Annotated in this window: 14 protein-coding genes; 5 read left to right on the forward strand and 9 right to left on the reverse strand. The window is 73.6% G+C overall.

The genetic code is table 11. The annotated features are described in order from the left end of the window. The first annotated feature begins 36 nt into the window (after positions 1–36). The gene (locus ACNAW0_RS18735) at positions 37–1,182 is read left to right on the forward strand and encodes an Mrp/NBP35 family ATP-binding protein (protein ID WP_416289196.1); all 1,146 of its coding nucleotides are present in this window, start codon (positions 37–39) and stop codon (positions 1,180–1,182) included. 158 nt (positions 1,183–1,340) lie between these two features. On the opposite strand, the gene ACNAW0_RS18740 is transcribed toward ACNAW0_RS18735, so the two are convergent. Both ACNAW0_RS18740 and ACNAW0_RS18745 read right to left on the reverse strand, forming a co-directional pair. After that, positions 1,341–1,769 (reverse strand): preprotein translocase subunit TatB, encoded by a 429-nt coding sequence (locus ACNAW0_RS18740; RefSeq protein ID WP_416289198.1) that lies wholly within the window; start codon positions 1,767–1,769, stop codon positions 1,341–1,343. Positions 1,770–1,840: 71 nt separating this feature from the next. Next, positions 1,841–3,229, reverse strand: coding sequence for a trypsin-like peptidase domain-containing protein (locus tag ACNAW0_RS18745; protein ID WP_416289233.1), 1,389 nt, complete (start codon positions 3,227–3,229; stop codon positions 1,841–1,843). 289 nt (positions 3,230–3,518) lie between these two features. On the opposite strand from ACNAW0_RS18745, the gene ACNAW0_RS18750 reads away from it, so the two are divergent. Next, positions 3,519–4,091, forward strand: coding sequence for an O-methyltransferase (locus ACNAW0_RS18750; RefSeq protein WP_416289200.1), 573 nt, complete (start codon positions 3,519–3,521; stop codon positions 4,089–4,091). Between the two features lie 84 nt (positions 4,092–4,175). Here ACNAW0_RS18750 and ACNAW0_RS18755 read toward each other — a convergent pair whose 3' ends face one another. Continuing rightward, entirely contained in the window at positions 4,176–5,636 is a 1,461-nt protein-coding gene (locus tag ACNAW0_RS18755) for a leucyl aminopeptidase family protein (protein WP_416289201.1), read from the reverse strand. A gap of 144 nt (positions 5,637–5,780) precedes the next feature. Continuing rightward, on the reverse strand, positions 5,781–5,948 hold the full coding sequence (locus ACNAW0_RS18760) for a DUF3117 domain-containing protein (protein WP_416289202.1): 168 nt from the start codon (positions 5,946–5,948) through the stop codon (positions 5,781–5,783). Between the two features lie 190 nt (positions 5,949–6,138). On the opposite strand from ACNAW0_RS18760, the gene ACNAW0_RS18765 reads away from it, so the two are divergent. Both ACNAW0_RS18765 and ACNAW0_RS18770 read left to right on the forward strand, forming a co-directional pair. Further along, entirely contained in the window at positions 6,139–6,957 is an 819-nt protein-coding gene (locus ACNAW0_RS18765; protein ID WP_416289203.1) for a PaaX family transcriptional regulator C-terminal domain-containing protein, read from the forward strand. Positions 6,958–6,960: 3 nt separating this feature from the next. Next, positions 6,961–7,752, forward strand: a complete 792-nt coding sequence (locus tag ACNAW0_RS18770) for an enoyl-CoA hydratase-related protein (RefSeq protein WP_416289204.1) — start codon at positions 6,961–6,963, stop codon at positions 7,750–7,752. Between the two features lie 114 nt (positions 7,753–7,866). Here the strand turns inward: ACNAW0_RS18770 and ACNAW0_RS18775 are convergent, their stop codons facing one another. The 4 genes from ACNAW0_RS18775 to ACNAW0_RS18790 form a co-directional block, all read right to left on the reverse strand. Next, positions 7,867–8,499 carry a hypothetical protein gene (locus ACNAW0_RS18775; protein ID WP_416289205.1) on the reverse strand — a complete coding sequence of 211 codons (633 nt, stop codon included), beginning with the start codon at positions 8,497–8,499 and terminating at the stop codon, positions 7,867–7,869. 61 nt (positions 8,500–8,560) lie between these two features. Next, positions 8,561–9,145 carry a DNA-3-methyladenine glycosylase I gene (locus ACNAW0_RS18780; RefSeq protein ID WP_416289206.1) on the reverse strand — a complete coding sequence of 195 codons (585 nt, stop codon included), beginning with the start codon at positions 9,143–9,145 and terminating at the stop codon, positions 8,561–8,563. A 48-nt stretch (positions 9,146–9,193) separates the two neighbouring features. After that, positions 9,194–9,688: an SRPBCC family protein gene (locus tag ACNAW0_RS18785; RefSeq protein WP_416289207.1), complete on the reverse strand. Its 495-nt coding sequence runs from the start codon at positions 9,686–9,688 to the stop codon at positions 9,194–9,196. Beyond that, entirely contained in the window at positions 9,685–10,383 is a 699-nt protein-coding gene (locus tag ACNAW0_RS18790; protein WP_416289208.1) for a DivIVA domain-containing protein, read from the reverse strand. The genes ACNAW0_RS18785 and ACNAW0_RS18790 overlap by 4 nt, the downstream gene beginning before the upstream one ends. Positions 10,384–10,534: 151 nt before the next feature. On the opposite strand from ACNAW0_RS18790, the gene folP reads away from it, so the two are divergent. Further along, a complete protein-coding gene (folP, locus tag ACNAW0_RS18795) occupies positions 10,535–11,404 on the forward strand; it encodes a dihydropteroate synthase (RefSeq protein WP_416289209.1) in 870 nt (289 codons plus the stop codon). A gap of 24 nt (positions 11,405–11,428) precedes the next feature. On the opposite strand, the gene ndhC is transcribed toward folP, so the two are convergent. After that, positions 11,429–11,806 (reverse strand): NADH-quinone oxidoreductase subunit A, encoded by a 378-nt coding sequence (gene ndhC, locus ACNAW0_RS18800; RefSeq protein WP_416289210.1) that lies wholly within the window; start codon positions 11,804–11,806, stop codon positions 11,429–11,431. Positions 11,807–11,983 lie beyond the last annotated feature (177 nt).

The raw sequence follows: 11,983 nt of genomic DNA on the forward strand, positions 1-11,983 counted from the left end.
GCGGTCACCGATGACCAGCGACGTAACATTGCGGACATGTCAGCACCCGTCAGCACCATCTCCGACGCGGTCCAGGCCGCCCTGGCCACCGTCAACGACCCGGAGATCCGTCGGCCGATCACCGAACTCGGCATGGTCCGTTCCGCCGAAATCGGCGACGACGGCGTTGTCCGGGTCGAGCTGCTGCTCACCGTGGCCGGCTGCCCGCTGAAGGACAAGCTGCGTAGCGACATCACCGCCGCCGTGGGCGCGGTGCCCGGGGTGACCGGCGTCGAGATCGAGTTCGGCGTGATGAGCCCGGAGCAGCGCCAGCAGCTGCAGTCCAAGCTACGCGGCGGCGCCACCGCCGAGCCGGTCATCCCGTTCGCCCAGCCCGGCTCCCGCACCCGGGTGTACGCGGTCGCCAGCGGCAAGGGCGGCGTCGGCAAGTCCAGCGTCACGGTCAACCTGGCCGCCGCGCTGGCCGCCCGCGGCCTCTCGGTCGGCGTGGTCGACGCGGACATCTACGGCCACTCGGTGCCCCGGATGCTCGGTGCCGAGGGCGCCCCGACCCGGGTCGAAGACATGATCATGCCGCCACAGGCGCACGGCGTGAAGGTCATCTCGATCGGCATGTTCACCCCGGGCAACGCGGCCGTCGTCTGGCGCGGCCCGATGCTGCACCGGGCCCTGCAGCAGTTCCTCGCCGACGTCTACTGGGGCGACCTGGACGTGCTCCTGCTGGACCTGCCCCCGGGCACCGGCGACATCGCGATCTCGGTGGCCCAGCTCCTGCCGAACGCGGAGATCCTGGTCGTCACCACCCCGCAGGCCGCCGCCGCCGAGGTGGCCGAACGGGCCGGCGCGATCGCACTGCAGACCCACCAGCGGGTGGTCGGCGTCATCGAGAACATGTCCTGGCTGGAGCTGCCGGACGGCTCGCGGATGGAGGTCTTCGGGGCCGGCGGCGGCGAGGCGGTCGCCGAGTCGCTGACCCGGACCATCGGCGCGCAGGTGCCGGTGCTGGGGCAGATCCCGCTGGACACCCTGGTCCGCGAGGGCGGCGACGCCGGCACCCCGATCGTGCTGGCCCAGCCGGACACCCCGGCCGCCAGGGCGCTGTCCCAGGTCGCCGACCGCCTCGCGGTCCGCCGCGAGTCGCTCCTCGGCAAGCCCTTGGGCCTCCAGCCCACCCCCCGCTGACCGCCGCCCGCTGTCCTTCCCGCCCGCTGCAAGATCCGCGCTGAGTCACGGAAAGAGTGGCCATTCCGCCGGGAATGGCCACTCTTTCTCTGTATCTGCACCCGTCTTTCTCTGTATCTGCACCCGCTGAGGCGGAAGCGGGAGCTACGGAGCGGGGGTCAGGTGGCGTCGTCGAAGCTGGAGCGGGGGGCGGGAGCAGGGGTCGAGGTGCCGCCGGTGGCGGTGATCGGGCGACTGCCGTTCGTGCGCAGGTCGGCTGCCTTGGCGACGCCCTTCAGATCCTCGTGCACGTCGGTGACGTCCGAGCGCAGGTCGTCGTACATGCTCTGCAGCGGCTTCCGGATGGCCTGCTCGTCCTCCTCGCTGAGGAGGTGCTTGCGGATGAACGCCTTCGGGTGCAGGTCCTCCAGCTGGATGTCGGTGCCCAACTCGCGGCTAAGGTCGCCGGTGGCGTTCCGGGCCATGGCGCGCAGGTTGCGGACCATGCGCAGCCCGTCGTTGATCACGGTGGGCAGCCGGTCACCGAAAATCAGCAGCGCCAAGAGCAGCAGCGCGCCGATTTCCCACCAGTTCAGGTTCTCGAACACTCCGGCCTCCTCGTGCTTGTCAGGGCAAGACTACGCACGTCACGGGCCGACCGGGAGGGGGTGACGGCTGCTCACTTCGCGTCTGCGGCGAGCGTCACCGAGGCCTTCTGCCGGGCCGTGCCCCGCCGGTACTCCACCGCCACCACCGAGCCCGGGGCGTACTTGCGGACCAACGCCACCAGGTCGGCCGGGTCGGTCATCGGATGCCCGTTGAGCCGGAGCACCACGTCCCCGGTGCGCAGCCCGGCGGCCGCCGCCGGGCCGGACGGCTCGACGCCGTTGAGGCGTACGCCCCCGCCCGCCACCCCGGTGCCGCCAACCTGGGCGCCGATCACCGTACGCCGGGCCTTGCCGGTGCCGATGATGTCCTGGGTGACCCGCTTGGCCTGGTTGATCGGGATGGCGAAGGCGAGCCCGATGTTGCCGGCCTCCTGCCCGTCGGCGACCAGCGACTTGATCGTGGAGTTCACCCCGACCACCCGGCCGCCGCCGTCGACCAACGGGCCGCCCGAGTTGCCGTGATTGACCGCGGCGTCGGTCTGGATCGCCGCGTAGTAGCGCGTCGGGCCGCCCGGCTCGCCGGCCTGCATGGTCCGGTCGAGGGCGCTGACGATGCCGGCGGTGACGGTGTTCGTCAGCGAGAGCGGCGAGCCGATGGCGAGCACCGGGTCGCCGACGGCGAGCGCGTCCGAGTCGCCGAACTCCACCGGCCGCAGCCCGGTACGCGTGACCTTGATCACCGCGAGGTCCGACTCCGGGTCCTGGCCGACCACCTTGCCCGACGCCGAACTGCCGTCGTTGAAGATCACCGTGGCCTTGCCGGGGCCGCCGGAGACCACGTGGTCGTTGGTGATGATGTGCCCCTCGGCGCTGACCACAAAGCCTGAGCCCTCGCTGGTGCCGCCCAGGCTGGCCACCCGCACCGTCACCACGCTGGGCAGCAGCTTCTCGGCGACGCCGGCCAGTGACTCGGGCTTGCGCTGGGCGAGCGCCGGGGCCTGCGCCGACTGCGCGCCGAGGCTGGGTACGCCGGGGCCGCCGCGCAGGAAGGCGTACGTCAGGGCGCTGCCGAGCGAGCCGGCGAGCAGGGCTGTGATCAGCGAGATCAGCACGACCTGCCGCAGCCCGGGCCGGACGGGCGCGTCCGGGTCGCTGACCGGTTCGGGTTCGCCGCCGCCGCCGATCGGGGCGGCGGGCACCACCACCGCGGCGGGCGCGTACGGGTCGCGCCACGGGTCGGCGAGCGCGTCGGACCACCAGGGTGAGGCCGTGCCGGCCCCGGCCTCCTGAGGGCCCTGAGGGCCCTGGGCCGGGCTCCCGGGCGAGGTCGTGCCGCCCCCGACGCCCTGGGCACCCTGAGGGCCCTGGGACAGGCTCCCGGGTGCCGGCTGTCCCGCCGGTGCCGGGGTCCCGCCGGGCTGGCGCCAGTCCCAGCCGTCGGTCACGTCGGTGCCTCCCAGTCCGTCCCGCGCGTCCCGCGCCGGGGCCGACGGAGCCAACCGCCGTGCCACACGGGACACCGTCCAGGATTGCACGGATGCCCGGATCGGAGTCAGGGGTTGCCCATCGTGATCGTCTCGAGCCGACTCGCGGCTGCGCCCGTCAGGTCCCACCTCTAGGCTCATAGCGCAAGTAACCCCTCGCACCACTCCCGCCGCCCGGAGGTGTCCCATCGCCACGGTCGCCAGTTCCGGCAACTCGACGGCCCAGGCGCTCCAGTTCGCCGAGTCGTACGTCACCGAGGATGTCGTGCTGCGCACGGCCCGCCGTCTCGCCAAGGAGGTGGGGGTGGACGCGGTGACGCCGGGGGCGGGGGCCGCGCTGCGACTGCTCGCCGCCGCCGGGAATGCCCGCGCGGTGGTGGAGATCGGCACCGGCACCGGGGTCAGCGGTCTCTGGCTGCTGCGCGGCATGCGCCCCGACGGGGTGCTCACCACCATGGACGTGGAGGTCGAGCACCAGCGGATCGCCCGGCGGATCTTCGTGGAGGCGGGCTTCCCGCCGGGGCGTACCCGGATCATCACCGGTCGGGCCCTCGACGTGCTGCCGCGGCTCGCGGACGGCGCCTACGACCTGGTCTTCGTCGACGCGGAGGCGACCGGCTTCACCGCCTGTGTGGACGCCGCGCTGCGGCTGTTGCGGCCCGGCGGGGTGCTCGCGCTCAACGGTGTCCTCGCCGGCGGCCGGATCGGCGATCCGGCCGCACGTGACGTGGAGACGGTCACCGTCCGGGAGACCATCAAGGCGATCCGGGAGTCGGAGCACTGGGTCCCCGCGCTGCTGCCGGTTGGGCACGGCCTGCTCGCCGCCGTGAAGAGCTGACCCCCGCGCCGGTCGCCGCCGGCGCGGGGTGCGACCGGGCGGGCACCCGGGCCCACGCAGGCCGGGTGCCCGGTCCGCGCCCGGTCAGCCCAGCGTCGCCAGCCAGCGCAGCAGCCCGCGTACGCCCCAGCCGGTGGCGCCCCGGGTCAGCTCGGCGTGCACGTCCTCGGACCAGGAGGGGGCGGACATGTCCACGTGCACCCAGCGGTCCCGCAGGTCGCCGGTGAACTCGCGGAGGAAGAGCGCGGCCACCACCGAGCCGGCGCCCCGATCCGGGGAGCTGTGCAGGTCAGCCAGCTCGCTGCCCAGGTACTCGACGTAGTCGGCGGGCAGCGGCATCCGCCAGGCGCGCTCGCCGGCCGCCTCGATCGCGGCCAGCAGGTCGGTCGCGAGCTGGTCGTCCTCGCTGTACAGGGCGCCGTGCCGCTTGCCCAGCGCCACCGCGTTCGCGCCCGTCAGGGTGGCCAGGTCGACCAGCAGGTCGGGGCGGAGCTCCCGGTTCGCGTACGCCAACGCGTCGGCCAGCACCAGCCGCCCCTCGGCGTCGGAGTTGGTGCTCTCGCTGGTCAGGCCGCCGTAGTGGCGGATGATGTCGCCGGGGCGGAACGCCGAGCCGCTGACCATGTTCTCGGCCAGCGGCGCGAGCGCGGTGACCCGCACCGGCAGCCGCAGCGCGGCGGCGCCCAGGGCCGCGGCGACCACCGCGGCGGCGCCGGCCATGTCCTTGCGCATCAGCTTCATCGCCGGCACCGGCTTGATGGAGATGCCGCCGGTGTCGAAGGTGATCCCCTTGCCGACCAGCACCACGTGGGTGCTCGCGTCCGCGGGCCGCCAGTCCAGCTCGACGAGGCGGGGGCCGCTGGCCGAGCCGCCGCCGACGGCGAGGATGCCGCCGAAGCCCTCTTCCGCGAGCTCCGCCGGTTCGCGTACCCGCAGGTGCAGGTCGGGACGGTCGGCTGCCGCAGCCCCGACCTGGGCGGCGAACCAGGCCGGATTCTTGGCCGACGAGGGGGTGTTGGTGAGGTCGCGGGCCAACCGGGTCATCTCGGCGGTGGCCCGGGCCGTCGACAGGATCGGGGCCAGCGCCTCCGGGTCGGCCACCACGACGTCCACCTCGGCCAGCGCGGGCGTTCCCCCGGCCTCGGTCAGCCGGAACCGGTACGACCCCAGCAGCAGCCCCTCGACCAGGCCGCGCAGCGCCGCCGCGCCGTCGGCCGGGAGCGCCACCGTGACGTACGTCTCATCCTTGGCGGCGCGGGCCAGCGCCGCTCCCGCGCACCGCCAAGCGTGTTCGTCACCGGCGCCGACGCCGAGCAAGACCAGTCGCGAAGGCGTACCGGTGGGGCGCAGGTGCTCCCGGATCTCGCCGGCGTCGCCGGTCAGCCGGGCGACGGGGAGCAGCGCGGCGGCCTCGGTCCGGACGTCGTCGGCGGGCGGCGAGGCGGTGGGGACCAGGGCGGCCGGGGAGTCCGGCCCTTCGGGACGAACGGGCAGGACGAGAGTGTCGAGCCGCACGGGCTCGCTCACCAGACGAATGGCCAGCACGCTGGACCGTACCTCCGAAAAATTCTCAGAGCGGACTTTTCGCCGCTCGTTGGGTCCACGAAGTCCCTGAGCCACCGGCACAGCCGGTGGCTCAGGGGCGGACGAACCATTCGCGCGACGCGCATCGCGCGGACCGCTCCTCGATCAGCCGGCAGCCTCCTTGAGCGCGTCCCCCAGCGCGGTGGCCTCGTCGGGAGTCATCTCGACGACGAGCCGGCCACCACCCTCCAGCGGGACCCGCATGACGATGCCCCGGCCCTCCTTGGTGACTTCCAGCGGACCGTCGCCCGTCCGCGGCTTCATCGCCGCCATGTTGTCTCCCCTCAGACCTACACCAGGGTTGGTGGGTTGCCCCACAGCCACTTCGCCATAACCACCCGCAACCACTACGGGGGCGTCGACCAACGATTTTCCCTGATGAACACCGCCGGACCCAAACCGAAGCGGCATTGATGTAACAGCACCTAGCATATCTTGGGCAGGCCTGTCACAATGTGCGGTCATGCAGGCACGGTCGGCGCTCTTCGACCTGTACGGCGACCACCTCCGGGCCAGGGGTGGGCGGGCACCGGTCGCCGCCCTGGTCAAGCTGCTGTCGCCGCTGGGGATCGCCCCACCGGCGGTACGCACCGCGGTCTCCCGGATGGTCCGACAGGGCTGGCTCGAACCGCTCCGGCTCGCCGCCGGGCCGGGATATTCGATCACACCCAAGGCGGCCCGCCGACTCGACGAGGCGGCGGCCCGGATCTACCGCACCGGCCGGCAGAGCTGGGACGGCCGGTTCGACCTACTGGTGCTGGAGGCACCCGTCAATCGACGGGACCGGCAGCGGCTCGCCGCCAACCTGACCTTCCTCGGCTACGGCACGCTCGACGACTGCACCTGGGTGGCCACCCGACCCGGCGAGGACGTGGACGTCCTGCTCGCCGATGCGGGCGTGCGCTACGAGCGGTTCACCGCCGCCCACGCCGCCGGCACCCCCGGCGCGATGGGGATCGTCCGCCGCGCCTGGGACCTGACCGAGATCGGCCGGGCGTACGAGCGGTTCGTCGCCGAGCAGAAGCCCCTCCTGTCCGGGGTCACCGTGCGCAGCAGCGACGAGGACGCGTACGCGGCCCGATTCCGGCTCGTGCACGCGTGGCGTACCTTCCTCTTCCGGGATCCACAGCTGCCCCCGGCGCTGCTCCCCGAGCGCTGGTCGGGCGCCAGCGCGGCCAGTTTCTTCGACCGGCACGCGGCCCGGCTCCGGCCGGCCGCCGACCGGTACGTCGAGCAGTGCCTCGACAACAACAACCGCCTCGCCCGACAGAAGGGTCGTTAGAACGTGACCGAGCCGCTGCTCGTCGACCGCACCGACGCCGTCGTAACCCTGACGCTCAACCGTCCGACGGCGATGAACTCGCTCGACGTCGCGCTCAAGGAGGCGCTCCGCGACACCCTGGCCGAGCTGGAGACCGACCGGTCCTGCCGGGCGGTCGTACTGGGCGGCGCGGGCGGCTCGTTCAGCGCCGGGCAGGACCTGCGGGAGCACGTGCAGACCCTCGAATCCGCCGACCCCGACCCGCTGGCCACCGTGCGGGCCCACTACAACCCGATCGCCGCCCGGCTCGCCAACCTGCCCCAGCCGGTGGTCGCCGCGGTCCGGGGCATGGCCGCCGGGGCCGGCGCCTCGCTGGCGTTCCTCGCCGACTTCCGGATCGGCGGCCCGAAGACGAGGTTCCTGATGGCCTTCGCCGGGGTCGGGCTCGCCGCCGACACCGGCGCCTCCTGGACGCTGCCCCGGCTGGTCGGCCACGCCAAGGCCGTCGAGCTGCTGATGCTCGCCGAGCCGGTGGGCGCCGAAGAGGCCAACCGGCTCGGCCTGCTCACCAGGCTGGTGGACGACGACGAGCAGGTGCTGCCGGCCGCGCAGGAGCTGGCCGCGCGACTCGCCGCCGGGCCGACCGTCGCGTACGGGGCGATCAAGCGCCAGCTCTCCATCGCCGACGCCGGCACCCTCGCCGACGCCCTCGCGGCCGAGGCGCAGGCGCAGTCGATCTGCGGCGCCACCGCCGACCACAAGGCGGCCACCATGGCGTTCGTCAACAAGCAGAAGCCGACGTTCGAGGGCCGCTGACCGTCCGCCCCCGCAGCTCCCGGATGGCCACTCTTTCGCGGAACGTGTGGCCATCCGCCGCGGCATGAGCCTTCAGTCCGGAAAAAGGGCGCCATGCGGCGGGGCACGGGTGGATCAGTCGTCCTCTTCCGGATCCTGATTGGCCTCGGCCCCGAGCACGAAAGCCTGCATGGCCAGCTCGTCGCCGGCGGGCGAGACGAAGGCGGGCAGCTCCCGGGGGCCAAGCTCCTGGACGTACGACCAGAAGAGCCGGACCGCCTCGGCGGGCGAGGCCGCCTCGATCGGCAGGTCGAGGCTGACCAGCCAGGACCGGCGGGCCGGGGGCGGGCCGAGCCGGTCGGCCAGCTCCCGCCAGACGGCAAGGTCGAGCCCGGTCACCGGCCCGTCGAGGGCCAGGCCGTGGACCCGAACCGGCTCGTCGAGCACCCGCCGGGTGTACGTGATCACCAGCTCCCCGGGGCCGGGCTCGGACTGCGGATCGTCCGGGTCCTCCCGGGTCTCCGCGGCGGGCAGGGCGACCCGGCCGAGGGCCACCAGCCGCAGCGGCTCGTCGACCAGCACCGCGACCAGGTCACCCGGCCGCGACCGGGCCGGATGGTCCAGCCCGGTCAGCTCAAGCGTGTCGTGGTGCACCAGGCGCTCGGCCTCGTACCGCCCGGCGGGGAGCAGCACCGCCCAGGCGCCGGGCGAGGTGCCGTCGGTGCCCTCCTCGATCGTCTCGCTCGTCCGGAGCTCGGTGTCGCTCATGAACCAATCCCATCACGCCCGGCCGGTGCCGGTCCCGGCACGTCCGCCGGACGCCGCCCGGTCACGCCCGAGCCGGCTCGGTGGCGACATGGCAGCCGCCGAGGTGGTCGTCCACCATGCCGGTGGCCTGCATCAACGCGTACGCGGTGGTGGGGCCGACGAACCGGAACCCGCGCTTCTTGAGCGCCCTGGCCAGCGCGGTGGACTCCGGGGTGAGCGCCGGCACCTCGGCGAACGACCGCGGCCGGTCCGGCCGGGGCGGCGGCGCGTACGACCAGAGCAGCGCGGAAAGGCCGTCGGGCAGCTCCAGGGCGACACGGGCGTTGGCGATGGCCGCCTCCACCTTGGCGCGGTTGCGCACGATCCCCGCGTCGGCGAGCAGCCGGGCCACGTCGGCCTCGCCGTAGCCGGCGACCTTCTCGATCCGGAACTCGTCGAAGGCGAGCCGGAACGCCGGACGCTTGCGCAGGATGGTCAACCAGGAAAGGCCGGACTGGAACGCCTCCAGGGTCAGCCGCTCGTAGAGCGCGTCGTCGCCGCGCAGCGGCCGGCCCCACTCCCGGTCGTGGTAGACGGCGTAGTCCGGGGTGCTCGCCCCCCAGGCGCAGCGGGGCAGCCCGTCGGTGCCCGTCACCAGGTCAGTCACGGCGTACACGGTAGGCCAGCCCACCGACAACGGGCCGGGCCTCGCCGGTCAGGGCAGCCGGCCCTGCTCCACCAGCCGGGCGAACTTCTTCAGCGCCTGGGTGAGGCCCAACTTCGAGCCGGGCCAGAGCACCGGCCAGGCCACCCGCCCGGCGGTCCCGCCGGGCAGGTGGAACCACTCGTGCCAGACAACCTGGGTCCGGTCCCGTTCCACCGGTGTGCAGCGCAGCACGCCGGGGCCGCGCAGCAGCTTGCCGCAGTGCACCACCCCGACCTCGTACGGGGCGTCCACCCGGACCACCCGCATCTCGTCCCGCAGCACCGCCGGGCCGAGCGCGGTGACCGCCTCGACCAGGCTCCCCTCCCCGCCGTCCCCCTCGACCACGTGGACGCTGGTGAGCGGGATCCAGTCGGACTGCCGTTCCCAGTCGGTGAGCGCGGCGAAGACCTGCTCGGCGCGCGCGTTGACGATCACCGTCGCGGTGACCTCCCCGGCGCCGGGCTGGGCCGCCTCGGTGAAGCCGTCGCCCTCCGGGCCGGTCACGCCGACTCCGACCGGACCACCCCACCGTGCTCCCGGGCTCCGTCGGCGTCCGCGTCGTCGATGTTCTCGGCGGCACCGGTGGCCTGCTGGTCGCTGGGCTCGGCGGCCGAGGAGGAAGAGGCCGGCGGACGCAGGGAGACCGGCCCGTCGGCCGGCTCCCGGTCGACGGGCGCGGCGACCGGGGCGAGCGGACCGGCCGACGCCGGGACGTCGGCGGCGGGTGCCGTCTCGTCCTCGACGGCGGCCGCCGCCGGCGCGGCGGCCACTCCGGCCTCGGCGGTCAGCGCACCGACCTGGCTCGGCCCGGCGGCCGGGGAGCCGGCGGCGGGGCCGGTCCCGGCGGCCTCCTCGCGGGTGCGGCGCAGCGCGTCGGCCTCCTCGGTCCGCCCCTCGCGGAGCGCGACGACCTCGGCCTCCAGCACGCCGATCAACTCGGACTTGTAGCCGATGTCGTACGCGGCCCGCCGCATCGCCTGGTCGACCTGCGCCATCCGGTAGCCGCGCAGCGCGGTGTCGAAGCGCGCCTCGGCGACGTCCGACTCGTGCAGCGGTCGGCCGCCCGGCAGGGGTACGGCGCGGCCGTCGGGCTCGGCGGGCGCCAGGCCCGGATCGCGCCCGGAAACCAGCACCGTCACTCCGAACACCACCGCCGCGACGGTCAGTGCGACGACCAAGATGAGCAGAACCTGACCCATGGGGAGATCGTGACATGCTGGCCGGCATCGGGCGAGTCCTCCACTCACTCCGATCATGATTCGGTGCCCCGGCGTACCCGGCGGACCGGCCGAGGCGGGACCGGATAGCGTCGTGGGCGGCCGGCGGACGACCGGAGATCAGGAGGCGGGCATGGCCGGGGCGCTGCGGCTCGGTGGGCGGACGTTCTCCCCCGGTGAGCTGGTGGTTATGGCGATCATCAACCGCACGCCGGATTCGTTCTTCGACCGGGGCGCCACCTTCGCGCAGGACAGCGCGCTGCGTGCGGTGGAGCGGGCGGTGGTCGAGGGCGCGGAGATCATCGACATCGGCGGGGTCAAGGCCGGGCCGGGCGACGAGGTGGACGCGCCCGAGGAGATCCGGCGGACGGTGGACACCATCGCCGCGGTCCGGGCCGCCTTCCCCGACGTGGTCATCTCCATCGACACCTGGCGGGCCGAGGTGGCGATGGAGGCGGTGGCGGCCGGCGCCGACCTGCTCAACGACACCTGGTCGGGGGCGGATCCCGCGCTGGCCCGGGTGGCCGCGGCGACCGGTGCCGGGCTGGTCTGCTCGCACGCGGGCGGTCTCGCGCCGCGGACCCGGCCGCACCGGGCCGCGTTCGACGACGTGGTGGCCGACGTGGTCGCGACGGTGACCGGGCTCGCCGAGCGCGCGGTCGCCCTCGGCGTACGCCAGGACGGGATCCTGATCGACCCGGCGCACGACTTCGGCAAGAACACCCGCCACTCGCTGGAGATCACCCGGCGGCTGGCCGAACTCACCGACACCGGGTGGCCGCTGCTGGTCGCCCTGTCGAACAAGGACTTCGTCGGCGAGACGCTGGACCTGCCGGTACCGGACCGGCTGGAGGGCACGCTGGCCGCCACCGCCGTGTCGGCCTGGCTGGGCGCCCGGGTGTTCCGCGCCCACCAGGTACGCGAGACCCGGCGGGTGCTGGACATGGTCGCGTCGATCAAGGGGGACCGGCCGCCGGCGCTGACCCGGCGCGGCCTGGCCTGAGCACTCGACAACTCCTGTGCGGCGTCAGGTCCAGCGGAGGATGTTCTTGCGCCAGGCGTAGAGGATGCCGAGCGCCACCACGGCGATGAAGACCGCCATCTCCACCACGGTGGTCAGGCCGAACCCGGGCCGGTCGAAGACCAGCGCCCAGGGGAAGAGGAAGACCGCCTCCACCGCGAACAGCACGTACAGGTACGCGTAGACGTAGTAGCGGATCTGCATCTGCGCCCAGTCGCCGCCGACCGGGTCGAGACCGCACTCGTAGCTGGCCCGCTTGCCCCAGGGGTCGGCCGGACGGCCAGGACGCAACACCCGGTTGGCCGAGAACGCCGTGACGAAGAAGACAACGGCGGCGAGCAGCAGGAGACCGAGCGTGGCGTACGAGCCGAGGTAACCGGTCACGGCCGGCAGCCTACCGGTCCGGCCGTCGGTCCTGGCACCCGCGACTGGCCCGTGCCGCCCGTGTCCGCGCGGTGATGTGAATTACGAGCAGCGGCACTTAACGCCACAAATCCGGGCATACAGTAGCCCGATCGGGTCCCACACGTCGGACCTCCACCAAGGTTGCCCTAACGGGGC

Source organism: Micromonospora sp. SL1-18, from assembly GCF_047921505.1.
Lineage (GTDB): Bacteria > Actinomycetota > Actinomycetes > Mycobacteriales > Micromonosporaceae > Micromonospora.